This window comes from Streptacidiphilus pinicola, from assembly GCF_003258295.1.
GTDB lineage: Bacteria > Actinomycetota > Actinomycetes > Streptomycetales > Streptomycetaceae > Streptacidiphilus > Streptacidiphilus pinicola.
Genome location: NZ_QKYN01000102.1, coordinates 1 through 23,918, shown reverse-complemented (window position 1 = coordinate 23,918; position 23,918 = coordinate 1). Strand labels below are relative to the sequence as shown.

Annotated in this window: 25 protein-coding genes and 1 pseudogene; 25 read left to right on the top strand and 1 reads right to left on the bottom strand. The window is 70.4% G+C overall.

The window, feature by feature from the left end; genetic code table 11:
• The 22 genes and pseudogenes from rho to murA all read left to right on the top strand — a co-directional run.
• A partial coding sequence (rho, locus tag DN069_RS25625; protein WP_111504704.1) for a transcription termination factor Rho occupies positions 1 to 1,689 on the top strand: 1,689 nt, incomplete at its 5' end.
• Between the two features lie 189 nt (positions 1,690 to 1,878).
• Positions 1,879 to 2,177: pseudogene (locus DN069_RS41850) on the top strand (LCP family protein); the annotation flags it as partial.
• 280 nt (positions 2,178 to 2,457) lie between these two features.
• Positions 2,458 to 2,682, top strand: a complete 225-nt coding sequence (gene rpmE, locus DN069_RS25615) for a 50S ribosomal protein L31 (RefSeq protein ID WP_111504702.1) — start codon at positions 2,458 to 2,460, stop codon at positions 2,680 to 2,682.
• A 112-nt stretch (positions 2,683 to 2,794) separates the two neighbouring features.
• Positions 2,795 to 3,868, top strand: a complete 1,074-nt coding sequence (gene prfA / locus DN069_RS25610; RefSeq protein ID WP_111504700.1) for a peptide chain release factor 1 — start codon at positions 2,795 to 2,797, stop codon at positions 3,866 to 3,868.
• 47 nt (positions 3,869 to 3,915) lie between these two features.
• Positions 3,916 to 4,782, top strand: a complete 867-nt coding sequence (prmC, locus tag DN069_RS25605) for a peptide chain release factor N(5)-glutamine methyltransferase (RefSeq protein ID WP_111504698.1) — start codon at positions 3,916 to 3,918, stop codon at positions 4,780 to 4,782.
• Positions 4,783 to 4,797: 15 nt separating this feature from the next.
• Positions 4,798 to 5,445, top strand: coding sequence for an L-threonylcarbamoyladenylate synthase (locus tag DN069_RS25600; RefSeq protein WP_111504696.1), 648 nt, complete (start codon positions 4,798 to 4,800; stop codon positions 5,443 to 5,445).
• Positions 5,446 to 5,465: 20 nt separating this feature from the next.
• Positions 5,466 to 6,122, top strand: coding sequence for an arsenate reductase/protein-tyrosine-phosphatase family protein (locus DN069_RS25595; RefSeq protein WP_243639703.1), 657 nt, complete (start codon positions 5,466 to 5,468; stop codon positions 6,120 to 6,122).
• 55 nt (positions 6,123 to 6,177) lie between these two features.
• A complete protein-coding gene (locus DN069_RS25590; protein WP_111504694.1) occupies positions 6,178 to 7,458 on the top strand; it encodes a serine hydroxymethyltransferase in 1,281 nt (426 codons plus the stop codon).
• A 131-nt stretch (positions 7,459 to 7,589) separates the two neighbouring features.
• Positions 7,590 to 8,966, top strand: coding sequence for an MraY family glycosyltransferase (locus DN069_RS25585; protein ID WP_111504692.1), 1,377 nt, complete (start codon positions 7,590 to 7,592; stop codon positions 8,964 to 8,966).
• A gap of 136 nt (positions 8,967 to 9,102) precedes the next feature.
• Positions 9,103 to 9,528 carry a Cg1360 family ATP-synthase-associated protein gene (locus DN069_RS25580; RefSeq protein ID WP_111504690.1) on the top strand — a complete coding sequence of 142 codons (426 nt, stop codon included), beginning with the start codon at positions 9,103 to 9,105 and terminating at the stop codon, positions 9,526 to 9,528.
• 199 nt (positions 9,529 to 9,727) lie between these two features.
• A complete protein-coding gene (gene atpB, locus DN069_RS25575) occupies positions 9,728 to 10,537 on the top strand; it encodes a F0F1 ATP synthase subunit A (protein WP_243639702.1) in 810 nt (269 codons plus the stop codon).
• Positions 10,538 to 10,625: 88 nt separating this feature from the next.
• Positions 10,626 to 10,886, top strand: coding sequence for an ATP synthase F0 subunit C (atpE, locus tag DN069_RS25570; protein ID WP_111504688.1), 261 nt, complete (start codon positions 10,626 to 10,628; stop codon positions 10,884 to 10,886).
• 40 nt (positions 10,887 to 10,926) lie between these two features.
• Positions 10,927 to 11,481 (top strand): F0F1 ATP synthase subunit B, encoded by a 555-nt coding sequence (locus DN069_RS25565; protein WP_111504686.1) that lies wholly within the window; start codon positions 10,927 to 10,929, stop codon positions 11,479 to 11,481.
• Positions 11,478 to 12,293: a F0F1 ATP synthase subunit delta gene (locus DN069_RS25560; RefSeq protein ID WP_111504684.1), complete on the top strand. Its 816-nt coding sequence runs from the start codon at positions 11,478 to 11,480 to the stop codon at positions 12,291 to 12,293. The genes DN069_RS25565 and DN069_RS25560 overlap by 4 nt, the downstream gene beginning before the upstream one ends.
• Before the next feature lie 137 nt (positions 12,294 to 12,430).
• Positions 12,431 to 14,005, top strand: a complete 1,575-nt coding sequence (gene atpA / locus DN069_RS25555) for a F0F1 ATP synthase subunit alpha (protein WP_111504682.1) — start codon at positions 12,431 to 12,433, stop codon at positions 14,003 to 14,005.
• A gap of 25 nt (positions 14,006 to 14,030) precedes the next feature.
• Positions 14,031 to 14,942 carry a F0F1 ATP synthase subunit gamma gene (locus DN069_RS25550; RefSeq protein ID WP_111504680.1) on the top strand — a complete coding sequence of 304 codons (912 nt, stop codon included), beginning with the start codon at positions 14,031 to 14,033 and terminating at the stop codon, positions 14,940 to 14,942.
• 2 nt (positions 14,943 to 14,944) lie between these two features.
• Complete coding sequence (gene atpD, locus DN069_RS25545; RefSeq protein WP_111504678.1) at positions 14,945 to 16,390, top strand: F0F1 ATP synthase subunit beta; 1,446 nt, start codon at positions 14,945 to 14,947, stop codon at positions 16,388 to 16,390.
• A gap of 112 nt (positions 16,391 to 16,502) precedes the next feature.
• Positions 16,503 to 16,874 carry a F0F1 ATP synthase subunit epsilon gene (locus DN069_RS25540; RefSeq protein WP_111504676.1) on the top strand — a complete coding sequence of 124 codons (372 nt, stop codon included), beginning with the start codon at positions 16,503 to 16,505 and terminating at the stop codon, positions 16,872 to 16,874.
• A 161-nt stretch (positions 16,875 to 17,035) separates the two neighbouring features.
• Complete coding sequence (locus DN069_RS25535; RefSeq protein ID WP_111504674.1) at positions 17,036 to 17,491, top strand: DUF2550 domain-containing protein; 456 nt, start codon at positions 17,036 to 17,038, stop codon at positions 17,489 to 17,491.
• Between the two features lie 4 nt (positions 17,492 to 17,495).
• On the top strand, positions 17,496 to 17,960 hold the full coding sequence (locus DN069_RS25530; RefSeq protein WP_207892262.1) for a MarR family winged helix-turn-helix transcriptional regulator: 465 nt from the start codon (positions 17,496 to 17,498) through the stop codon (positions 17,958 to 17,960).
• Positions 17,961 to 17,969: 9 nt separating this feature from the next.
• Positions 17,970 to 18,542, top strand: a complete 573-nt coding sequence (locus tag DN069_RS25525) for a cob(I)yrinic acid a,c-diamide adenosyltransferase (protein ID WP_111504672.1) — start codon at positions 17,970 to 17,972, stop codon at positions 18,540 to 18,542.
• Positions 18,543 to 18,611: 69 nt separating this feature from the next.
• Positions 18,612 to 19,889 (top strand): UDP-N-acetylglucosamine 1-carboxyvinyltransferase, encoded by a 1,278-nt coding sequence (gene murA, locus DN069_RS25520; RefSeq protein ID WP_111504670.1) that lies wholly within the window; start codon positions 18,612 to 18,614, stop codon positions 19,887 to 19,889.
• Between the two features lie 18 nt (positions 19,890 to 19,907).
• Here the strand turns inward: murA and DN069_RS25515 are convergent, their stop codons facing one another.
• Positions 19,908 to 20,210, bottom strand: coding sequence for a hypothetical protein (locus DN069_RS25515; RefSeq protein WP_111504668.1), 303 nt, complete (start codon positions 20,208 to 20,210; stop codon positions 19,908 to 19,910).
• Positions 20,211 to 20,335: 125 nt separating this feature from the next.
• Here DN069_RS25515 and DN069_RS25510 point away from each other — a divergent pair, with 125 nt between their 5' ends.
• From DN069_RS25510 to DN069_RS25500, 3 genes are all read left to right on the top strand, one after another.
• A complete protein-coding gene (locus DN069_RS25510) occupies positions 20,336 to 21,193 on the top strand; it encodes a 3-hydroxyacyl-CoA dehydrogenase family protein (protein WP_111504666.1) in 858 nt (285 codons plus the stop codon).
• Positions 21,194 to 21,427: 234 nt separating this feature from the next.
• A complete protein-coding gene (locus DN069_RS25505; protein ID WP_111504664.1) occupies positions 21,428 to 21,760 on the top strand; it encodes an STAS domain-containing protein in 333 nt (110 codons plus the stop codon).
• Between the two features lie 142 nt (positions 21,761 to 21,902).
• Positions 21,903 to 23,918: ATP-binding protein (locus tag DN069_RS25500; RefSeq protein WP_111504662.1), on the top strand; the 2,016-nt coding region annotated here is incomplete at its 3' end.

Here is a 23,918-nt window from a genome sequence, read left to right as displayed (position 1 = left end):
GTGCAGACCAGCACCGAGGCCGCCGCGCCGGCCGCCACGGAGCGTCCCGCGCGCCGCAGCCGCCGCGCCACCGCCCCGGCCGGTTCGCCCGAGGGCGGCGCCGCGACCGCGACGGTCACCGCCGAGGCCGCGCAGGCGTCCGCCACCGCCGCTCCGGCGCAGGCCGAGAAGCCGGTCGTGGAGAAGGCCGACAAGGCCGAGAAGCCCGCCGCGGACGCGCAGGCCGGCACCGAGACCCGCGAGCGCGGCGAGCGTGCCGAGCGCGGGGAGCGTGGCGACGGCCGTGAGAGCCGTCGTGAACGCCGCAACCGCCGTGACCGCCGCGAGGGCGGCCAGGACGGCGGCCAGGGCCAGCAGAGCCAGGGCGGCCGCCAGCAGGACGGCCAGGGCGGCCGTCAGGGCCGTCAGCAGCAGGGCCAGAGCCAGGGCCAGCAGGGCGGCGGGGACTTCGAGGACGACGAGTTCGGCGGTCGTCGTCGCGGCCGTTACCGCGACCGCAACCGTCGTCGTGGCGACCGTTTCGACGGTGTGCCGGAGCCGCAGGTCGGCGAGGACGACGTGCTGATCCCGGTCGCGGGCATCCTCGACATCCTCGACAACTACGCCTTCGTGCGCACCTCCGGCTACCTGGCCGGCCCGAACGACGTCTACGTCTCGCTCGCCCAGGTCCGCAAGAACGGCCTGCGCAAGGGTGACGCGATCACCGGTGCCGTCAAGCAGCCGAAGGAGGGCGAGCGCCGCGAGAAGTTCAACGCGCTGGTCCGCCTCGACTCGGTCAACGGCACGGACGCCGAGAGCGCCCGCAACCGGCCCGAGTTCACCAAGCTCACGCCGCTGTACCCGCAGGACCGGCTCCGTCTGGAGACCGACCCGGGCGTGCTGACCACCCGCATCATCGACCTGGTCGCCCCGATCGGTAAGGGCCAGCGTGGTCTGATCGTCGCCCCGCCGAAGACCGGCAAGACGATGATCATGCAGGCGATCGCCAACGCGATCACCCACAACAACCCCGAGACCCACCTGATGGTCGTCCTCGTCGACGAGCGTCCGGAGGAGGTCACGGACATGCAGCGCTCGGTCAAGGGCGAGGTCATCTCCTCGACCTTCGACCGCCCCGCCGAGGACCACACCACTGTCGCCGAGCTCGCCATCGAGCGCGCCAAGCGGCTGGTGGAGCTGGGTCACGACGTGGTCGTGCTGCTGGACTCGATCACGCGTCTGGGCCGCGCCTACAACCTGGCGGCGCCGGCCTCCGGCCGCATCCTGTCCGGTGGTGTCGACTCGACCGCGCTCTACCCGCCGAAGAAGTTCTTCGGCGCCGCGCGCAACATCGAGAACGGCGGCTCCCTGACGATCCTCGCCACCGCGCTGGTCGAGACCGGCTCGCGCATGGACGAGGTGATCTTCGAGGAGTTCAAGGGCACCGGCAACATGGAGCTCAAGCTCGACCGGAAGCTCGCGGACAAGCGCATCTTCCCCGCGGTGGACGTCGACCCGTCCGGCACCCGCAAGGAAGAGATCCTCATGTCCCCGGAGGAGCTCAAGATCGTCTGGAAGCTGCGCCGGGTGCTGCACGCGCTCGACTCGCAGCAGGCGATCGAGCTGCTGCTTGACAAGATGAAGCAGACCAAGAGCAACGCCGAGTTCCTGATGCAGATCGCCAAGACCACTCCCGGTCAGGACGACTGACATCACACGCTGAGCGGCCCCGGGCTTTTCGCCCGGGGTCGTTCTGTTTTCTGAGAAGGCTTTTAAGGCGCATCACGTACGTTCGACGACATGTCGTCCCACAAGAAGCCGAAACACCGCAGAGCGGTCCGAATACTCGCGCCTCCTGGTGCTGGGCTCCGACTCCCGCTCCGGCGCCAACGGCGGCCGGTCTCCGTGCCGCGTGACACCCTGGTCGACCGGCCCGCGTGCGGCAGCAACCCCGCCGTGTCCGGCGTCATGTTCACCAGCGCTTCGCCCGGCTGATCGACGCCCTCGGCGGGGTCGAGGTCACCACCACGGTGCCGATCAACGACTCCCAGAGCGGCCTGCACCTACCGGTCGGCACGCACCACCTCGGCGGCGACCAGGCCCTGGCGTTCGTCCGCACCCGGCACGGCGTCGGCGACGGCAGCGACCTCGGGCGCATCCAGCTCCAGCAGGAGATGGTCAAGTCGGTGCTGAGCAGAGGGCCTGAAGCACGTGAAGTCCACGGACATCACCGGCGTGAGGCGAACGAGCTGTGGGCCGCACTGAAGGCCGACCGGCCGGTCCCGCAGTCCGTCCTCGCGCTGCGGCAGAAGAACCCGGCGGACAGCTGACCGCGGCCGCCGCTGCCCGGAATATCGGAGCCCCAACCCTCGTTTTGGTGCACGGCGCCAGTCCTGGCAGACTGGTACGTCGGTCCCGGTTCACGGTCAGCGTCCGCTCATCCGACCCGGAACCCTCCCGCAAACCTAGGAGCATCCCTTGAAGCGCGACATCCACCCGACCTACGTGGTCACCCAGGTCACCTGCACCTGCGGCAACGAGTTCACCACCCGCAGCACCGAGGCGTCCGGCGTCATCCGCGCCGAGGTCTGCTCGGCCTGCCACCCCTTCTACACCGGTAAGCAGAAGATCATGGACACCGGTGGCCGCGTGGCGCGCTTCGAGGCCCGCTTCGGCAAGAAGCACGCCAAGGCCGAGGCCTAGCAGCCTTCCGGCGCCGGCCGGGCGCACCCGTGGGTTCCCCGGGTGCTGCCTGGTCGGCGCCGTTCGCGTTGGCCCCCTTGCCCATCCCGGTTCGAAAGAAGGCTCAGCTCCCATGTTCGAGGCAGTCGAGGAGCTCCTGAACGAGCACGCGACGCTGGAGGAGCGTCTCGCCGACCCGGCGGTGCACGCCGAGCCGGCGACGGCGCGGCAGCTCTCCAAGCGCTACGCCGAGCTGACGCCGATCACCAAGGCCTACCGCGAGTGGCGCCAGGCGGGCGAGGACATCGAGACGGCACGTGAGCTCGCCGCCGACGACCCGGACTTCTACGCCGAGATCAAGTCGCTGGAGGCCCAGCGCGAGGAGCTGACCGAGCGGCTGCGGCTGCTGCTGGTCCCGCGCGACCCGAGCGACGACAAGGACGTGCTGCTGGAGGTCAAGGCGGGCGAGGGCGGCGAGGAGTCCGCGCTCTTCGCCGGCGACCTGCTGCGGATGTACCTGCGCTACGCCGAGAAGATGGGCTGGAAGGCCGAGATCATCGACTCCAACGAGTCCGACCTCGGCGGCTACAAGGACGTCCAGGTCGCCGTGAAGTACCGCGGCGGCCACCCCGAGCCCGGCCAGGGCGTCTGGGCGCGGCTCAAGTACGAGGGCGGCGTGCACCGCGTGCAGCGCGTGCCGGCCACCGAGTCGCAGGGCCGCATCCACACCTCCGCGGCGGGCGTGCTGGTCACGCCGGAGGCCGAGGAGGTCGAGGTCGAGATCCACGCGAACGACCTGCGTATCGACGTCTACCGCTCCTCCGGCCCGGGCGGGCAGTCGGTCAACACCACCGACTCCGCCGTCCGCATCACGCACCTGCCGACCGGTATCGTCGCGTCCTGCCAGAACGAGAAGAGCCAGCTCCAGAACAAGGAGCAGGCCATGCGCATCCTCCGCTCCCGCATCCTCGCGGCGGCGCAGGAGGAGGCCGACCGTGAGGCCAGCGACGCGCGCCGCAGCCAGGTGCGCAGCGTGGACCGCTCCGAGCGGATCCGCACCTACAACTTCCCGGAGAACCGGATCTCCGACCACCGCACCGGCTACAAGTCCTACAACCTGGACCAGGTGCTCGGCGGCGAGCTCGACCCGGTCATCCAGTCCGCCGTCGACCAGGACGCGGCGGCGCGGCTCGCCGAGGCGACCTGACCGAGCCGTCCCACGCAGGCCTGCTAGTCCGCTCAGAGAGGCGCGACGTGAACCTCCTCCTCGCCGAGGTGGCCCGAGCCACCCAGCGGTTGGCCGATGCCGGTGTGCCCTCGCCGCGGTTCGACGCGGAGGAGCTCGCGGCCTACGTCCACGACGTCAAGCGCGGCGAGCTGCACGGCGTCAAGGACGCCGACTTCGACGCCCGCTACTGGGAGGTCATCTCCAGGCGGGAGGCGCGCGAGCCGCTGCAGCACATCACCGGGCGGGCCTTCTTCCGCTACCTGGAGCTGCAGGTCGGCCCGGGCGTCTTCGTGCCGCGCCCGGAGACCGAGTCGGTGGTGGGCTGGGCCATAGACGCGCTGCGTGACATGGACGTCGCCGAGCCGATGGTCGTCGACCTGTGCACGGGCTCTGGCGCGATCGCGCTCGCGCTCGCCCAGGAGGTGCCGCGCAGCCGCGTGCACGCCGTGGAGCTCTCCGACGACGCGTACGCCTGGGCCCGCCGCAACGTCGACGCCAGCCCGGACGCCGCCCGGATCGAGCTGATCCAGGGCGACGCCACCCGCGCCTTCGAGGACCGGCCGGAGCTGAGCGGCCAGTTCGACCTGGTCATCAGCAACCCGCCGTACATCCCGCTGACCGAGTGGGAGTACGTCGCTCCGGAGGCTCGCGACCACGACCCGGAGATGGCACTCTTCTCCGGCGAGGACGGCCTGCACACCATCCGCGGCATCGAGCGCGTCGCAGCGCGCCTGCTGCGCCCCGGGGGAGTGGTCGTCGTCGAGCACGCGGACACCCAGGGCGGAGTCGTCCCGTGGATCTTCCGCGAGGAGGCCGGCTGGACCGACGCCGCCGACCACCGCGACCTGAACAACCGCCCCCGCTTCGCCACCGCGCGCCGCGCCGTCCTGTAGGGAAGGGATCCACCGATGAGTCGTCGTTACGACTGCTCCGACGCTACCGAGCGTGCCGCCGGTCTGCGTGAGGCCGCCTCCGCGATCCGCCGGGGCGAGCTGGTGGTCATCCCCACCGACACCGTCTACGGTCTGGCCGCCGACGCCTTCTCCGCCGAGGCCGTCGCCGAGCTGCTCGCGGCCAAGGGCCGGGGCCGCAACATGCCCACCCCCGTGCTGGTCGGCTCCCCGACCACGCTGCACGGCCTGGTGACGGACTTCTCCGAGTCCGCGTGGGAGCTCGTCGACGCCTTCTGGCCCGGTGGCCTGACCCTGGTCACCCGCCACCAGCCGTCGCTGCGCTGGGACCTGGGCGACACCCGTGGCACCGTCGCGGTCCGGATGCCGCTGCACCCGGTCGCCATCGAGCTGCTGAACACCACCGGCCCACTGGCCGTCTCCAGCGCCAACCTGACCGGCGGCCCGTCCCCGGCGACCTGTGACGAGGCCGAGGAGCAGCTGGGCCAGTCCGTCTCCGTCTACCTCGACGGCGGCCGGGCGGACCACGCGGTGCCGTCCTCCATCGTCGACGTCACCGGCAAGGTCCCCGTCCTGCGTCGTGCCGGCGCGGTCTCGCTGGAGCAGCTCCGGGAGGTCGTACCAGACGTGGAGGCCGGCAGTTGACCGGCCGCCTCCGGCCGCCGATACGCCCCGTCCCGCGCCTCCATCCGGAGTTCGCGGGCCATCGTTTCGGCGCGTTCCGCATCCTCTACGTCTGCACCGGCGGTGTGTGCCGCTCGCCCATGGCCGAGCGGCTGACCCGGCATGAGCTGACGCTGCGTCTGGGCGAGGGCGCGGAGACCGAGATATCGGTCGAGAGCGCGGGCACCTGGGGCCACGAGGGCGCCCCCATGGAGTCCCACGCCGCGGAGATCCTCGCCGAGTTCGGGGCGGACGCCAGCGGCTTCGTCGGCCGGGAGCTGCTCGACGACCACGTCATCGAGGCGGACCTGGTCCTGACGGCGACCCGGGACCACCGGGCCCAGGTGATCTCCATGGGCCACGACGCGGGCCTGCGGACCTTCACGCTGAAGGAGTTCACCCGCCTCGTCCGCGCGATCGACCCGGCCACCCTGCCGGACTCCATCGGCCCGGGCGCGCTCGCCGAGCGCGCCCGCGTCCTCGTGCGCGCCGCCGCCGCGCTGCGCGGCTGGCTCCTCGCCGCCTCCCCGGAGGCCGACGAGGTCGACGACCCCTACGGCGCCCCCCTCGGGATGTTCCGCAACTGCGGCGAGGAGATCTTCGACGCCCTCGACCCGATCGTCACCGCGCTGACCGGAGTCACCCGGGTACGGGTCTAGCGTGCTGTGAGCGCACCTCCGGCGTAGCGTGAGACCACCGGAGGTGCATGCGGCGATGGCGACCCTTGTGACCAGTGACCGATCCACTCAGGCGACGCTCGCCGATGTGCCGGATCCCGAGCTCGACGGGCTTGTCGCCGCCGAGGAGGAGCGGCGCGGGCGGCAGGTGAACCTGCTGGCCGGGGAGAACGTGGCCTCGCCCCGCGTGCGGGCCCTGCTGGGGAGCGCGTTCGCGGACAAATACGCCGAGGGATACCCCGAACGGCGGCATCACACCGGGTGCGGCCCGGCCGACTCCGTGGAGTCCCTCGCCGTCGCCCGCGCGAAGGCGCTCTTCGGCGCCGAGCACGCGAACGTGCAGCCGTACTCCGGCTCCGTCGCGGTGCTGGCCACGGCCGCGGCCCTGCTCCGGCCGGGCGACGCGGTGCTGGCGATGTCCCTCGCGCACGGCGGCCATCTGACGCACGGTTCCTCGGCGAACTTCTCCGGCAAGTGGTTCTCCGTCTCCCCGTACGGGGTCCGCGAGAGTGACGGGCTGATCGACCTCGACCAGGTGCGGGACCAGGCCAGGGCGGTCCGGCCGAAGGTGATCGTCGCCGGGGCCATCTCCTACCCGCGCGCGATCGACTGGGAGGGCTTCCGGGCGGTCGCGGACGAGGTGGGCGCGTACTTCGTCGCGGACGCCGCCCAGACGCTCGGGCTGTCGGCCGCGGGGGTGGTCCCCTCACCCGTCCCCTATGCGGACGTGGTGTGCGGCGTCACCCACAAGGTGCTGGGCGGGCCGCGCGGAGGGCTGATCCTGTGTACCCGGGAGCTGGCCGAACGGGTGGACCGGGCGGTGTTCCCCTTCATCCAGGGCGGGCCGATGGTCAATCAGCTCGCCGCCAAGGCGTACGCGCTCGGCCGGGCGGCGACGCCCGCGTTCGCGGCCTACGCGGGCCGGACCGTCGCCAACGCCCGGAGCCTGGCCGTCGCGCTGGACGCGCGCGGTCTGCGCCCGCTGACCGGCGGCACGGACACCCACCTGGTCACCGTGGACGCCCGCGCCCTCGGGCTGACCGGCCGCGAGGTGGAGCAGCGCTGCGAGAGCGCCGGGCTGCTGCTGGGCCACTGCGCGGTGCCGTACGAGGACGCGCCGCCGGCGCGCGGCTCGGGGCTGCGGATGGGGACGCTCAGCGTCACCACCCTGGGCATGGGCGAGCCGGAGACGGTCGAGATCGCGAGCCTGATCCACGCGGCGGCCACCTCGCCGGCCGACCGGTCCGCCACCGAGGGCGTTCGCGCACTCGCGATGCGTTTCCCTGGTCTGTCGACAAAACCGCAATGCGGGTCGTAGGCGTCTGGATGAATAGGGTGTGCACGTGACGCACCTCCATTCCCGACAGCATTGGCGGCTCGCCCCGAAGACAAGGCGGCTATGCTCGTCCGTTATTACGGGGGTGTCCAGCGCAGCACAGGAGGACTCTGGTGCGTGAGTTCCTGCTGACGCTCTGTGTGACCGCCGCGGTGACCTATCTGCTGACCGGTCCGGCACGGAAGTTCGCCATCATCGCGGGCGCCATGCCGGCCGTCCGCGACCGCGACGTGCACAAGGAGCCGACGCCACGACTCGGCGGGATCGCCATGTTCGGCGGTCTCTGCGCCGGTCTGCTCACCGCTGACCACCTGTCGGCGCTGCACTCCGTCTTCCAGAACTCCAGCGACGTCCCGGCCCTGCTGTCCGGCGCCACCATCATGTGGGTGCTGGGCGTGCTCGACGACAAGTGGGGCGTCGACGCCCTGGTGAAGCTCGGCGGGCAGATGGTCGCCGCGGGTGTCATGGTCTACCAGGGCCTGACCGTGCTGTGGCTGCCGATCCCCGGTGTCGGCACGGTCGCGGTGACGGACACCTGGGGTTCCTTCATCACCGTCGCGCTGGTGGTCATAAGCGTGAACGCGGTGAACTTCATCGACGGGCTGGACGGCTTGGCCGCCGGCATGGTCTGCATCGCGGCCATCGCGTTCTTCGTCTACGCCTACCGGCTCTGGTACGGCTTCTCGGTGCCCGACGCGGCGCCGGCCGCGCTGTTCAGCGTGATCCTGGTCGGCATGGTGCTGGGCTTCCTGCCGCACAACTTCCATCCCGCGCGGATCTTCATGGGGGACTCCGGCGCGCTGCTGCTCGGCCTGGTGCTCTCGGTCTGCATGATCTCGGTGACCGGCCGGGTGGACCCGGACGTGATCACGGCCCAGAGCGGCGGCAGCCAGACCTCCGCGGTCCACGCGATGGTGCCGATCTACATCGTGCTGTTGCTGCCGCTCACCGTGATCGCGATTCCGCTCGCGGATCTCATTCTCGCGGTGGTGCGCCGCACTTGGGCCGGAAAGTCCCCCTTTGCCGCGGACAAGCAGCATCTGCACCACCGACTGCTGCAGCTCGGCCATTCCCACAGCCGCGCGGTACTGATCATGTATTTCTGGGCCGCACTGCTCGCTTTCGGCACCGTCGCCTTCTCGGTCAACCGCACCGAACGCCTTGCCCTCAACTTCCTGCTGGGCCTGTGCGCGCTGGGCATCCTGATGCTGCTCTTCCCGCGCTTCCGGCCGCACGCGCCGCGCATGGTGGAGCGCTTCGTTCCGCCCCGCTACCGGCGGAGCGTAAAGGTAAGGGATGTTCTTACCGATGGGCCGGTAAAGGAGATCGCGGACGACTCCGTTTCCGCTGCTCCGGCCCTCTCTGTCGCAGATGAGGACCTGCTCGACACGATCGGTACGGGGTCGCACGCGGTGCGTCGCCATTCGGGCACATCGGGACGTTCCGGAAGTGGGGCCGCCCGTGTGTCAAGGAGCACACCAAGAAAGTAAAGACTGCACCAAATAGCTTGTGATATCGTTCACGACATCGGGAGAGCTGCCGAAGGACCTTATGGGAGAAGGTCGTTCGACCATCCGCCTCCTCCCGAGCTTCCGTTCGACCCCCCACCACCCCGGAGCCTTGACGATGCTGTCCAGCGACGCCCGGATCCTGCGCGGCTGCGCCCTCGTGGCGACGCCGGTGGGCATCCTCGCCGTGGTGCTCAGCACCGTTCTGGCGGGCTCCAAGGGATTGGTCGGTGCCCTGGTGGCGCTGGCTGTGGTCGTGGTGGTGTTCGCCGGCGGGTTCGCGGCGCTGATGCGCCTCACCAAGGACAAGCCGCAGCTGGTCATGACCGCCGGTCTCCTGGTCTACGCGGTGCAGATGCTGATCGCGGGTGTCTTCATCGTGGTCTTCAAGCACGCGTCGTTCTTCAACGGCAAAGCCTTCGGCTTCTCCCTGCTGGCGACCCTGCTGGCCTGGGTCGGCGGTCAGGTCTGGTTCACCTTGAAGAGCAAAACCCTCTACGTGGACCCGTCGCTCGGTGACAAGCCGAACGACAAGGACAATTAAGGCCCACGTAAAGGTAGTACCAAGACATCTGCTATCGTCCGGATTCCGGAGCCCCCTGCGCGGCCACCTGAGCGTCACGCCCAGTGATCGAGCACAGCGTGCGGCTTCGGTCAAGCCGATCACGGTGCCAACGCGGCGGCCTCCGTCGCGCCGACACACAAGGTTGCAGTTCTGATGCTTCACGACGAAGGAGTCAAGGGTGAGTAAGCCCTCCACGCTGCTCGCGAGCGGGTGTCACATCACACCCTCTGGTTGTGGTTTCCCGGCACCCGGGCTCAACTCCTTCAACTTCAAGCCGATCTTCAGTATCGGGAGCTTCGACTTCACGAAGCCGATGCTGCTGGCGATCATCTGCATGCTGCTGGTGGTCGGCTTCTTCTGGGCGGCGTTCCGCAAGCCGAAGCTGGTCCCCGGCAAGCTGCAGCTGGTCGGCGAGATCGGCTACAACTTCATCGCCCGGAGCATCGCGCGTGAGGTCATCGGAAAGAAGGGCGACAAGTACGTCCCCTTCCTGACCTCGATCTTCTTCTTCGTGTGGCTGATGAACATCATGTCCATCATCCCGCTGGCGCAGTTCCCGGTGGCCGCGCGCTTCGCCTACCCGGTGGGCCTGGCCGTGCTGGTGTGGATCACGTACATGTACCTCACCTTCAAGACGCACGGTTTCGCGGGCGGTTGGAAGCACCTGACCTACCTGTCGGGTCTGCCCAAGCCGCTGGTCCCGCTGATCATCCTGCTGGAGTTCATCCAGAACGTGATCACCCGGCCGTTCACGCTCGCGGTGCGACTGTGGGCCAACATGTTCGCCGGCCACATGCTCATCGTCATGTTCAGCGTGGCGACCTGGTACCTGCTGACCCCGTCGTTCTTCGCGGTCTTCTCCGGTGCGTCGTTCGGTCTCGCCGTCGGCATGACCGCCTTCGAGGTCCTGATCCAGTTCCTGCAGGCGTACATCTTCACCCTGCTGGCTTCGCTCTACATCAGCGGAGCGCTCGAAGAGGGTCACTGACACTCTGACCGCCTGACCGCAACACGTCCCATCCAGAACTTCCGCCGGGAAGCCCCCCTGCGGATCGCATCACAAGAAGGAAGACAACATGTCGACCCTCCACACCGTCGCTGAGCTGGCCGCCGGTTCGTCCACCACCGTCGCGGGCCGCATGGGTGCCATCGCCTACGGTCTCGCGGCCATCGGCCCGGGTGTCGGTATCGGTCTGGTCTTCGGCCACTCCATCGAGGCCATGGCCCGTCAGCCCGAGGCCATGCCGATCATCCGCCAGAACATGTTCCTCGGCTTCGCCCTCTGTGAGGTTCTGGCCCTGCTCGGCCTGGTCGTCCCCTTCATCTTCACCTCCTGAAGTCGACCACCAGTAGCCACGCTCGACGAAAGGTTCAGTCATGCTGCTGACCCAGATGCTGGCGGAGGAGGGCCCTCAGAACCCTCTGATCCCCTCCACGCCGGAACTCATCATCGGCCTGATCGCCTTCTTCATCGTCTTCGGCGTCCTCGGCAAGAAGCTCCTGCCCAACATCCAGAAGACTCTGGAGGAGCGGCGCGACGCGATCGAGGGTGGCCTGGAGCGGGCGGCTGAGGCGCAGGCCGAGGCCACCCGGACGCTGGAGGAGTACAAGGCCCAGCTCGCGGAGGCCCGTCACGAGGCCGCTCGGATCACCGAGCACGCCCGTGAGCAGGGTTCCACGATCATCGCCGAGGCCCGCGAGGAGGCGCAGCGTCAGGCTGCGATCACCGTCGCGCACGCCCAGGCCGAGATCGAGCGCACCCGTGGTCAGGTGACCACCGCGCTGCGGCACGACATCGGCCGCATCTCGCTGGAGCTGGCCGGCAAGGTCGTCGGCGAGTCCCTCGAGGACTCCGCCCGCCAGAGCCGCACCATCGACCGCTTCCTTGACGAGCTCGAAGCCAAGGCAGCGGAGTCGGCGGGTGCCAAGTGAGCGGCTCCACCCGGCAGTCCACCGCGGCCGCCCGCGAGCGTCTTGAGGCCCTGACGGACAACGCGTCCGTCGACCTCGGCGCGCTCAGCGGCGACCTGATGGACGTGACCCGGGTGCTGGACCGCGAGGTGTCGCTGCGGCGCATCCTGACGGACCCGGCCACCCCCGGCGAGGCCAAGGCCGGCCTGGTCGCCAACCTGCTCACGGGCAAGGTCGGCGCCGAGACGGTCGACCTGATCTCGGGCATGGTCCGCTCCCGCTGGAGCTCCGGCCGCGACCTGGCGGACGCGACCGAGCAGCTCGCCGCGCTGGCGCTGATCATCGGCGCCGACAAGGCGAACGAGCTCGACGAGGTCGAGGACGAGCTGTTCCGCTTCGGCCGCGTGGTCGCTGGCAACGTCGAGCTGCGCTCCGCGCTGACCGACAACGCCGCCGCCACCTCGGCCAAGACGGAGCTGGTCCGCAGCCTGCTGGGCGGCAAGGCCAAGGCCGCGACGATCGCGCTGATCACCGCACTGGTGAGCCAGCCGCGTGGTCGTAGCCTGGAGAGTGGTCTGGAGGAGTACTCCCGCCTGGCCGCCGGCCGTCGCGGTCGCGTGGTCGCCCTGGTGACCACCGCGGTGCCGATGTCCGACACCCAGAAGGAGCGCCTCGCCGCCTCCCTGGCGACCCTGACGGGTCACCCGGTGCACCTGAACCTCGACGTGGACCCCGCGGTCCTCGGCGGAGTCCGGGTCCAGATCGGCGACGAGATCATCGAGGGCACCATCGCGGGTCGTCTCGACACCGCGGACCGGAGCCTGGCCGGCTGAGAAGCCGCATCCCGACCCTCGGTCGGTACACAACAGAGGACGGTCAGAGCCTCGTTCGCGGGACCTGACCGAGAGTCGAATACTTGCGGCCCTCCATGGGCGGGCCGAGGACGCAACTAGGAGAGCAGGGAACCCAGATGGCGGAGCTCACGATCCGGCCGGAGGAGATCCGGAACGCGCTGGACAACTTCGTCCAGTCGTACCAGCCGGACGCCGCCTCGCGTGAAGAGGTCGGCACCGTCACCTTCACGGCTGACGGCATCGCCAAGGTCGAGGGTCTTCCCTCGGTCATGGCCAACGAGCTGCTGAAGTTCGAGGACGGGACCCTCGGCCTCGCGCTGAACCTCGAGACCCGCGAGATCGGTGTCGTCGTCCTCGGCGAGTTCAGCGGCATCGAGGAGGGCCAGACGGTCCGCCGCACCGGCGAGGTGCTGTCCGTCCCGGTCGGCGAGGGCTACCTCGGCCGCGTGGTGGACCCGCTCGGCAACCCGATCGACGGCCTCGGCGAGATCGAGACCCACGGCCGCCGCGCGCTGGAGCTGCAGGCTCCGGGCGTCATGGTCCGTAAGTCGGTGCACGAGCCGATGCAGACCGGCATCAAGGCCATCGACGCGATGACCCCGATCGGCCGTGGCCAGCGTCAGCTGATCATCGGCGACCGCCAGACCGGCAAGACCGCGGTGGCGATCGACACGATCATCAACCAGCGCGACAACTGGCGCTCGGGCGACCCGAAGAAGCAGGTCCGCTGCATCTACGTCGCCATCGGCCAGAAGGGCTCCACCATCGCCTCCGTTCGCGGAGCGCTGGAGGAGGCCGGTGCGCTCGAGTACACCACCATCGTCGCCGCCCCGGCGTCGGACCCGGCGGGCTTCAAGTACCTGGCCCCCTACACCGGTTCCGCCATCGGCCAGGAGTGGATGTACGACGGCAAGCACGTCCTGATCATCTTCGACGACCTGTCGAAGCAGGCCGAGGCCTACCGCGCCGTGTCGCTGCTGCTCCGTCGTCCGCCGGGCCGCGAGGCCTACCCGGGTGACGTCTTCTACCTGCACTCCCGCCTGCTGGAGCGCTGCGCGAAGCTCTCCGACGAGCTGGGCGCCGGCTCGATGACCGGTCTGCCGATCATCGAGACCAAGGCCAACGACGTCTCGGCGTACATCCCGACCAACGTCATCTCCATCACCGACGGCCAGTGCTTCCTGGAGTCCGACCTGTTCAACGCCGGCATCCGCCCGGCCGTGAACGTCGGTATCTCGGTCTCCCGCGTCGGTGGCTCCGCCCAGATCAAGGCCATGAAGTCGGTGGCCGGCCGTCTGCGTCTGGACCTGGCCCAGTACCGCGAGCTGGAGGCGTTTGCCGCCTTCTCCTCCGACCTGGACTCGGCCTCCAAGGCCCAGCTGGAGCGTGGCGCCCGTCTGGTCGAGCTGCTGAAGCAGGGCCAGTACCAGCCGTTCCCGGTCGAGGAGCAGGTCGTCTCCATCTGGGCCGGCACCACCGGTCAGCTGGACGAGGTCCCGGTCGCGGACGTGCGCAAGTTCGAGCGTGAGTTCCTGGACTACCTGCGCCGCGAGCACAAGGGCGTCCTGACCACCATCGTCGAGACCCAGAAGCTCGAGGACGGCACCATCGAGTCGCTCGTCGAGGCCATCACGGCGTTCAAGCGCGAGTTCACCACGCACACCGGTGCGCTGCTCGGCGAAGACGCCTGACGAGACGGAAAGGACGTAACGACCCATGGGAGCACAGCTTCGGGTCTACAAGCGCCGGATCCGCTCTGTCACCGCGACGAAGAAGATCACCAAGGCGATGGAGATGATCTCCGCGTCGCGCATCATGAAGGCGCAGCGCGCGGTGGCCGCCTCCTCCCCGTACGCGAACGAGCTCACCCGTGCGGTGACCGCGGTCGCGACGCGGTCGAACGCCAAGCACCCGCTGACCGAGGAGCCCGTCGGCGCCACCCGCGCCGCCGTGCTCGTCGTGACCGCGGACCGCGGCCTGGCCGGTGGTTACTCCAGCAACGCCATCAAGGCGACGCTGGAGCTGACCCGCCGACTGGAGTCCGAGGGCAAGGCCGTCGACACCTACATCATCGGCCGCAAGGGCGTCAGCTACTTCGGGTTCCGCAACCTCCCGGTCGCGGGCTCGTGGGTCGGGTTCTCCGACAAGCCGACGTACCAGGACGCCAAGGAGGCGGCCGCGGCTCTGATCGATGCCTTCGTGACGGAGACGTCGGCCGGCGGCGTGGACGAGCTGCACATCGTCTCCACGGAGTTCGTCTCGATGCTCACCCAGAACCCGGTGGAGGCCCGCCTCCTGCCGCTGTCCCTGGCTGAGACCGAGGCCAACGCCGAGGAGCAGGGCCCGTTCCCGCTCTACGACTTCGAGCCGTCGGCCGAGGGCGTCCTCGACGCCCTGCTGCCGCGGTACGTGGAGAGCAGGATCTACAACGCGCTGCTGCAGTCGGCTGCTTCCGAGCACGCCGCCCGCCGCCGCGCCATGAAGAGCGCGACGGACAACGCCGGCGAGCTCATCAAGTCGCTCACGCGACTCGCCAACACGGCCCGCCAGGCCGAAATCACCCAGGAAATCAGCGAGATCGTCGGTGGCGCGAGCGCCCTGGCCGACGCGACCGCGGGGAGTGACTGACCATGACTGCCACTGTAGAGACGGCCACGGCGACGGGCCGCGTCGCGCGGGTCATCGGCCCGGTCGTCGACGTGGAGTTCCCCGTCGACGCCATGCCGGACATGTTCAACGCCATGCACGTCGAGATCGACGCGCCCGACGGCACCGGCAAGAAGACGCTGACCCTCGAGGTCGCGCAGCACCTGGGCGACGGGATGGTCAAGGCCATCTCGATGCAGCCCACCGACGGCCTGACCCGTGGTGCCGCGGTCACCGACACCGGCTCCGCGATCTCGGTGCCCGTCGGCGACATCACCAAGGGCAAGGTCTTCAACGCCCTGGGCGAGGTGCTCAACACCGACCGTGAGGCGTTCAACGCCGAGGTCACCGAGCGCTGGCCGATCCACCGCAAGGCGCCGAACTTCGACCAGCTCGAGTCCAAGACCGAGATGTTCGAGACCGGTATCAAGGTCATCGACCTGCTCACCCCGTACGTCCAGGGTGGCAAGATCGGTCTGTTCGGTGGTGCCGGTGTCGGCAAGACCGTTCTGATCCAGGAGATGATCTACCGCGTCGCCGAGAACTTCGGTGGTGTGTCGGTCTTCGCCGGTGTCGGTGAGCGCACCCGTGAGGGTAACGACCTCATCCACGAGATGGTCGACTCGGGCGTTCTGGACAAGACCGCGCTGGTCTTCGGCCAGATGGACGAGCCGCCGGGCACCCGTCTCCGCGTCGCCCTGTCCGCGCTGACCATGGCGGAGTACTTCCGCGATGTGCAGGGCCAGGACGTGCTGCTCTTCATCGACAACATCTTCCGGTTCACCCAGGCCGGTTCCGAGGTGTCGACCCTGCTCGGCCGTATGCCCTCCGCGGTGGGTTACCAGCCGAACCTGGCCGACGAGATGGGCCAGCTCCAGGAGCGCATCACCTCGACCCGCGGTCACTCGATCACCTCGATGCAGGCGATCTACGTCCCCGCGGACGACCTGACCGACCCGGCCCCGGCCACCACCTTCGCCCACCTCGACGCGACGACGGTTCTCTCCCGTCCGATCTCGGAGAAGGGCATCTACCCGGCCGTGGACCCGCTGGACTCCTCGTCCCGCATCCTCGACCCGCGGTACATCTCGGCCAACCACTACGACACCGCCGTGCGTGTCAAGGGGATCCTGCAGAAGTACAAGGACCTCCAGGACATCATCGCGATCCTCGGTATGGACGAGCTGTCCGAGGAGGACAAGGTCACCGTCAACCGGGCGCGCCGCATCGAGCGCTTCCTGTCGCAGAACACCTACGTCGCCAAGCAGTTCACCGGCGTCGACGGCTCCACCGTGCCGCTGTCCGAGACGATCGACGCGTTCAACGCGATCGCGGACGGCAAGTACGACTCGGTGCCGGAGCAGGCGTTCTTCATGTGCGGTGGCATCGAAGACCTCGAGCGCAACGCCGCCGAGCTCGCCAAGAAGTAAACCGCTGCGGAGAGGGGCGGTCCCGACCGCCGGTTGGGACCGCCCCTCTTCCACCCGTTATTCTTTCCCCACCCCCGTTTTGCGACGGGGGGTCGAGACCGAGGAGCCCACTGTGGCTGAGCTGCACGTCGAGCTGGTCGCGGCCGACCGAAAGGTCTGGTCGGGCGAGGCCACGATCGTCCTTGCCCGTACCAAGTCCGGTGACATCGGCATCCAGCCGAACCACACCCCGGTCCTGGGTGCCATGGACCCCCAGCCGGTGACCATCCGCCAGGCGGACGGCACCACGGTGGTCGCGGCGGTGCACGGTGGTCTGCTGTCCTTCGCGGACAACCGGCTGTCGATCCTGGCCGAGGTCGCTGAGCTGGCCGACGAGATCGACGTCGACCGCGCCGAGCGTGCCCTGGCCGCCGCCAAGGCCGATTCCGAGGCCGTGGCCCAGCGCCGCGCCGAGGTTCGGCTCCTCGCGGCGACCGGCCGCTGACGCGTTCCTCACGGAGCGCTCGGCGACACGAGCTTCACCGGCAGTCCCGGGGCACCTACGGGTGACCCCGGGACTGCTGTATCAGTTGGCAGTGCGGTTGAGTCCTTCAGGGCAGTGAGTGTGTGACGTCGGCTCGGGGGCCGACGAGGAGGGAGCCGGGCATGGTGCTCGCGGTGGTGACCGTCATCGCGGTGCTGCTGGTCGGCCTGCTCGGGCTGGGGGCCTTCGCGGTACGGCGGCGTCTGATCCAGAGACCCGGTGGCACCTTCGACTGCTCCGCACGCCTGGACGTGCCGGCCGCCCCTGCCGAGGACGAGGCGGGGGGCAAGGGCTGGATCTTCGGGATCGCCCGCTACAACAACGACGCCGTGGAGTGGTTCCGCGTCTTCAGCTGGGCACCGCGTCCGCGGCGGGTGCTGCAGCGCTCGCAGATCGAGGTGGTCGAGCGGCGCACCCCGGAGGGGCAGGAGGAGCTGGCGCTCCTCTCCGGCGCCGTCGTGCTGGTCTGCACGCACGCGGGCGACCCGCTGGAGCTGGCCATGAGCGAGGACGCGCTCACCGGCTTCCTGGCCTGGCTGGAGGCCGCGCCTCCCGGCCAGCGCGTGAACGTGGCCTAGGGGCGTGGACGCGGTGCCGATCGACGGGGGCGTCGAGCACGAGGGCGTGGTCCTCTGGGGCCTGATGGGCAACGTCTACCGGCTGATCAACGACCGGCTGCGGCACGACATCGCCGACGCCACCGGGCTGGACGGCTCCGAGTTCGAGTTCCTGCTGCGGCTGGCTCGCTTTCCGGACGCGCGGGGCATGGCCACCCGGGTCGGCGAGACCATGGGGTACTCCTCGGCCGGCACCACGAAGCTCGTCGCCCGGCTGGAGCGCAAGGGACTGATCGAGCGCACCCGTGACCCCGAGGACGGGCGCGCCTATCTGGTCGGACTGACCGAGGCCGGCTCGGAGGCGCTGCGGCTGGGCCTGGAGGCCCACGTCCCGCGCCTGGAGGAGGAGGTCCTCGCCCCCCTCACACCGGCGCAGCGCCGTGCGCTGCAGGGCATCCTGGTCTCTCTGGACCCCACGCTGCGCGACTAGGCTGCGGGCATGGTCAACCTCACCCGCATCTACACCCGGACCGGCGACGACGGCAGCACCGCGCTGGGCGACATGAGCCGCACCCGCAAGACGGACACCCGCCTGGCCGCCTACGCCGACAGCAACGAGGCCAACGCCGCCCTCGGCGTGGCCCTGGCCTGCGGCTCGCTCGACGACGAGATCGCGGCGGTGCTGACCCGCGTCCAGAACGACCTCTTCGACGTCGGCGCGGACCTGGCCACGCCCGTGGTGGAGGACCCCAAGTACCCGCCGCTGCGGGTCGTGCAGTCCTACATCGACCGCCTGGAGGCGGACTGCGACCGCTTCAACGCCGAGCTGGAGAAGCTGCGCAGCTTCATCCTGCCCGGCGGCACGCCCGGCGCGGCCCACCTCCACGTCGCCTGCACCGTGGTCCGCCGCGCGGAGCGCAGCACCTGGGCGGCGATCGAGGAGTACGGGGACGGCATCAACCCGCTCACCGCCAAGTACCTCAACCGGCTCTCGGACCTGCTCTTCATCCTGGCCCGCACGGCGAACAAGTCGGTCGGCGACGTGCTGTGGGTGCCGGGGGAGAACCGCTAGCGACTTCCTTCGGGACATCGACGCGGCCTGACCGGGCAGGCGCGGACGCGCCACGTACGATGCCTGACCATGGAACGGTTCCGGGTGGTCGGAGGGGCGCGGCTCGCAGGGCGGGTGCGGGTGCCCGGCGCGAAGAACAGCGCGCTGAAGCTGATGGCGGCGACGCTGCTGGCGGAGGGCGAGTTCAGGATCGGCAACCTGCCGCGGATCCTGGATGTCGAGATCATGGCGGAGCTGCTGCGCCGCATGGGCTGCGAGGTCCGGCTGGAGTGGACGGACGAGTCCGCCGGGACCGCTTTCGTCAGCGTGCCGGGTGAGATCGGGCACGAGGCCGACTACGACCTGGTGCGCAGGTTCCGTGCCTCGATCGCCGTGCTCGGTCCGCTGCTGGCCCGCTGCGGACGGGTCCGCGTCGCCCGGCCCGGTGGAGACGCGATCGGTTCGCGCGGGCTGGACATGCACATCGACGGCCTGACCCGGCTGGGTGCGCGGATCACCACCGAGCACGGCTTCCTGGTCGCCGAGGCCCGCTCCGGCGGGCTCGTCGGGGCGACCGTCGAGCTGGACTTCCCGAGCGTCGGCGCGACCGAGAACATCCTGATGGCCTCGGTGCTGGCCAAGGGCGAGACGGTGATCGACAACGCGGCCCGCGAGCCGGAGATCGTCGACCTGTGCGAGCTGCTGGACGCGATGGGCGCCAAGATCGACGGCGCGGGCTCCTCGACGCTGCGGATCCAGGGCGTGGACCGGCTCTGGCCGGTCTCCTACGACACGGTCCCGGACCGCATCGTGGCCGGCACCTTCGGGGTCGCGGCCGCGATGACCCAGGGCGACGTGCGGGTGGACCACGCGCGCCCCGAGCACCTGCGGATCGCGCTGGACAAGCTCGTCGCCGCGGGCGCGCAGGTCAGCGCGGACCCGGACGGCTTCCGGGTGGTGATGGAGCGTCGCCCGCGCGCCGTCGACGTGGTGACGCTGCCCTACCCGGGCTTCGCGACCGATCTGCAGCCGCAGTTCGCCGCGATGAACGCGGTCGCCGAGGGCACCGCGATGATCACGGAGAACATCTTCGAGGCCCGGTTCGTCTTCCTGCAGGAGCTGGCCCGGCTGGGTGCGGACGTGCGCACCGACGGCCACCACGCGGTGCTGCGCGGCGTGCCCCGGCTCTCCGGCGCGCCGGTGCTCTCCTCCGACGTCCGCGCCGGTGCCGGGCTGGTCCTGGCGGGCCTGGTCGCGGACGGCACCACCCACGTCTCCGGCATCCACCACATCGACCGCGGCTATGCCGGCTTCGAACAGCAACTCCGGGCGCTGGGCGCGGACATCACGCGCGAGGACGACCACTGACCGCCCGGCCCGGCCCGCTCAGCGCAGCAGGGCCCGGGCCCGTTCGGCGTCGTCCTCGAAGACCATGACGCGCGTGCCCGCCTTGGTCGCGGCCAGCGTGTAGCGGATGCCCGCCCGGTCCAGCCGGGCGCCGACCGCCTGCGTCTCGGCGTCGTCCGCGGGGGCCGCGACGGGGACGAGCAGGCCGTACTCGTTCGGTCTACCGGCGTGCGGGGTGCGCTGCACGACGGAGTGGCCCTTGCCCCAGGTCCAGCGCAGGAGCAGGACGAGGACCCCCACCACCAGGAACGGTGCCAGCACCCGCAGGGTGAGCGCGATCACGCTCTCATTCTGCTTCGGACGGCCGCGAAGTGTGTAGATTCCTGCCAGGCACGACGCCGTGCGCGGGTGATCCTCGTCGTCCGGCAGGCCGCCACATCACACGACACGACACGGAGGACACCACCGTGACCAGCAGCATCGCCGTCGTCGGAGCCGGGCTCATGGGTTCCGGAATCGCCCAGGTCTCGGCCGCAGCCGGCCACGACGTGGTGCTGCGCGACGTGACCGACGCCGCCCTGACCCGCGGTCTCGACGGCATCCGGGCCAGCTACGCCAAGTTCGTCTCCAAGGGCCGGATGACCCAGGACGAGATGGACGCCGCCCTCGCGCGGATCACCACCACCACCGACCTCGGTGCCGCCGGGTCCGCCGACATCGTCGTCGAGGCCGTCTTCGAGCAGCTGGAGATCAAGGAAGGCGTCTTCCGCGAGCTCGACAAGATCGCGAAGCCCGGCGCGGTGCTGGCCACCAACACCTCCGCCATCCCGATCACCCGGATCGCCGCCGTGACGGAGCGTCCGGAGGACGTCGTCGGCGTCCACTTCTTCTCGCCGGTGCCCATGATGCAGCTGGTCGAGCTGGTCCGCGGCTACAAGACCAGCGACGCCGCGCTCGCCACCGCCCGCGCCTTCGCCGAGAGCGTCGGCAAGACCTGTGTGGTCGTCAACCGGGACGTGGCCGGGTTCGTGACGACCCGCCTGATCACCGCGCTCGTCGTCGAGGCCGTCAAGCTCTACGAGTCGGGCGTGGCCACCGCCGAGGACATCGACACCGCCTGCCGTCTCGGCTTCGGCCACGCGATGGGCCCGCTGGCCACCGCGGACCTGACCGGCGTCGACATCCTGCTGCACGCCGCGCACAACATCTACTCCGAGACGCAGGACACCAAGTTCGCCGCGCCGGAGCTCATGGCCCGCATGGTGACCGCCGGGGACCTCGGCCGCAAGAGCGGCCAGGGCTTCTACGAGTACGGCGAGAAGTAGCGCACCGGTGTGACGTGGGCCCCAGGTGAGTTGGCTCACCTAGGGGCCCATGCGGGGTTCGCCGTCCCCGATAATCAAACGAACGTCCGCATGGCCACAGGCAAAACGATTTTCCCTTCACCTGCACGGGTGATTTTCTTTCAGATGTCGCCGTGGCCAGCAACGTACCCGCCTGTCGTTGCGTCAGATGAGAGAAGTAACGCGGGAGAAGCAACGCGAGCGAGGGGAGCCCGCATGTTCATTCGCGGTGACCACCGTCACCTCGCCGTGGAGGGCGAACTCGACGTCCGCTCCGCGGCGGACGCGCGCACCGCGCTGCACCGGGCCGTCGACGACGGCGTCGGTGATCTCGTGCTGGACCTCAGCGGGCTGTCCTCCTGGGACGCCACCGGCCTCGGCGTCATCATGGGCACCCACCGCCGGGCCGGCCGGGTCGGCCGCCGGCTGGTGCTGCGCGGCGTCCCGCTGCAGTTGCAGCGGCTGCTGGTCGCCACGCGGTTGCACCGGATCCTGGCCATCGAGAGCTACTACCCCGAGGCCGACCCGCTCCCGGTCTCCATCCCGTAGTCCGGCGCCCGCCGTCAAGTAACGGTCCGGTATCGCCGTAACGGTCTGGTCTCGACCACTCCCGTTTCTTCACTTCGGTACCGCAGAATGACCCCCGCATCGTGCCCTACCGAGGTGCGCGTGAATCGGGCCGGAAGAAGACATGGGCGAAGCCACAGGCGGCCACCAGTCCGCACACATACCCAGTGGCGGCGAGCTGGTGCTCAGGAACAAGAACGGGGCGGCCGTCGCCGTGCCCGAACAGCACCACGGGCAGACGCAGAGCGGTGACCGCCGCGCCGACGGCAGCGGCCGCACCGGCGAGCTGGTCGTCGGCGAGCTGCTGCTGACCGTCAACGCCGCCGACGGCTCCACGCTGGAACCGCTGCCCGAGGAGCGCCGCCCCGCGGCGCCCGTGCCGCCGGTCGCCGTCACCGGCCCCGCCCGCTACGCGCTCTCCGGCCTGCTGGAGCGCGAGGAGCAGTGCGCGCGGCTGCGCGAGCTGCTCGGCCAGGGCCGCTCGGTCCGGCTCAGCGGTCCGCACGGCTCCGGCCGCAGCGCCGTGCTGGAGGCCGTGGCGACCTCCTGCGCCACGCTGGTGCCCGGCGGCGTCGTCCGGCTCAGCGCCCACCGCAAGCCGCTCGGAGACGTGCTCCAGGCCCTCTACGAGGCACTCGGCGGCGTCGCCGGGCACCGCCCGTCCAAGCGCGAGCTCCCCGAGCTCCTGGACGGCGTGCGCGCCATCGTGCTCGTCGACGACGTCGACTTCGGCGGCGAGGCGCTGGACGAGCTGCTCGGCGCCGCGCCCGACTGCGCCTTCCTGATCGCCGCCACCCCGGAGACCCCCGCGCCGTCCGTCGGCGCGCCCATCGAGGAGTCCCGGCTCGGCGGACTGACCCGGGCCGGCAGCCTCGCGCTGCTGGCCAAGCTGGCCGGGCGCTCCCTCGACGAGAGCGAGCGCGCCTGGGCCGTCGACCTGTGGTTCGAGTCCGAGGGTCTGCCGCTGCGCTTCGTCCAGGCGGCCGCGCTGCTGCGCCACCGCGAGGTGGCCATCGACGCGCTCGCCGGCGGCCTCGTCGAGCCCGACGAGGACCCGGTGCCGCTGCCCAGCGTCGCCGAGAGCGCGGCCCCCGCCGTCCGCATCGCCCGCGGCCTCGGCGAGCCCGCGCGTCGCGTCGTGCAGCTCGCCTCGGCGTTCGGCGGGGAGATCCCCACCCCGCCGCACCTGCCCGCGCTCGTCGACGTCGGCCACGCCGAGGCCGCGCTGGAGGAGCTGGTCGAGGCGGGTCTCGCCGAGCCCACGCCCGAGGGCCCGCACCGGCTCGTCGACGGCGCCGCGCCGCTGCTCGCCGAGGAGTGGCCCGCGGTCGGCGCCCCGGACGCCGCCCAGCACTTCACCTGGTGGACCGGCCACGCCTCGGTGACGGAGGCTCAGATCGCGGCCGAGGCCGAGGTCCTGCTGGCCGTCCTGCGGACGGACCAGGAGTCCGACCGGCACGACCGTGTGGTCCAGCTCGCCCGCGCCTGCGCGCCCTCCTTCGCGCTCGCCCTGCGCTGGGGCGCGTGGGAGCGCGCGCTGCGTTTCGGCCTGGAGTCCGCGCGGGCGATCGAGTCCGTCGCGCTGGAGGCGTGGTTCCACCACGAGCTCGGCGTACTGACCTTCTGCGCCGGCGCGTTCGACCGCTCGCGCGCCGAACTCGAGGCATCGGTCGCGCTGCACGGCGCGCTGTCCGACTCCCATGGGACGGCCAACGGCCGGCACGTGCTGGAGCTGCTGGACCAGGCGCTCGTCATCTCCGGTGCCACGGCCGTCGGCGGGGGCGGCGCGCGCCGCGAGGACCGCCTCCGGCGCTTCGCGCCGTTCGCCTCCCGTCGCGCGGCGCGCGCGACGACGGTCACGCCGAGCGTCTCCGCCTCCCGCACCCGTACGACGGGGCGGCACGCCCTCGACGTGCGCGCCCAGTCCGCGACCCGCCGTCAACTCGCGCTGGCCGCAGGCGGCGTGGTCCTCATGGGCGTCCTCGGCGCGGGGGTCGCGGTCGCCGTCACCTCCTTCGGCGGCGACACCAACCCGTCCTCCGGCACCCCCGTCGTCCCGGCCTTCAGCCCCTCCACGGACCCGGGCCTCCCGAGCGCGCCGGACAGCCCCTCGGACTCCGGCTCCGCCTCGGCGTCGACC

What these genes read in the sequence shown, in the direction of transcription:
- DN069_RS25505 (WP_111504664.1), top strand. Translation starts at nt 21,428, where the DNA reads ATGTTCATTCGCGGTGACCACCGTCACCTCGCCGTGGAGGGCGAACTC.
- DN069_RS25550 (WP_111504680.1), top strand. Translation starts at nt 14,031, where the DNA reads ATGGGAGCACAGCTTCGGGTCTACAAGCGCCGGATCCGCTCTGTCACC.
- DN069_RS25535 (WP_111504674.1), top strand. Translation starts at nt 17,036, where the DNA reads ATGGTGCTCGCGGTGGTGACCGTCATCGCGGTGCTGCTGGTCGGCCTG.
- DN069_RS25600 (WP_111504696.1), top strand. Translation starts at nt 4,798, where the DNA reads ATGAGTCGTCGTTACGACTGCTCCGACGCTACCGAGCGTGCCGCCGGT.
- prfA (WP_111504700.1), top strand. Translation starts at nt 2,795, where the DNA reads ATGTTCGAGGCAGTCGAGGAGCTCCTGAACGAGCACGCGACGCTGGAG.
- DN069_RS25580 (WP_111504690.1), top strand. Translation starts at nt 9,103, where the DNA reads ATGCTGTCCAGCGACGCCCGGATCCTGCGCGGCTGCGCCCTCGTGGCG.
- atpE (WP_111504688.1), top strand. Translation starts at nt 10,626, where the DNA reads ATGTCGACCCTCCACACCGTCGCTGAGCTGGCCGCCGGTTCGTCCACC.
- atpD (WP_111504678.1), top strand. Translation starts at nt 14,945, where the DNA reads ATGACTGCCACTGTAGAGACGGCCACGGCGACGGGCCGCGTCGCGCGG.
- DN069_RS25525 (WP_111504672.1), top strand. Translation starts at nt 17,970, where the DNA reads ATGGTCAACCTCACCCGCATCTACACCCGGACCGGCGACGACGGCAGC.
- atpA (WP_111504682.1), top strand. Translation starts at nt 12,431, where the DNA reads ATGGCGGAGCTCACGATCCGGCCGGAGGAGATCCGGAACGCGCTGGAC.
- DN069_RS25590 (WP_111504694.1), top strand. Translation starts at nt 6,178, where the DNA reads ATGGCGACCCTTGTGACCAGTGACCGATCCACTCAGGCGACGCTCGCC.
- murA (WP_111504670.1), top strand. Translation starts at nt 18,612, where the DNA reads ATGGAACGGTTCCGGGTGGTCGGAGGGGCGCGGCTCGCAGGGCGGGTG.
- DN069_RS25565 (WP_111504686.1), top strand. Translation starts at nt 10,927, where the DNA reads ATGCTGCTGACCCAGATGCTGGCGGAGGAGGGCCCTCAGAACCCTCTG.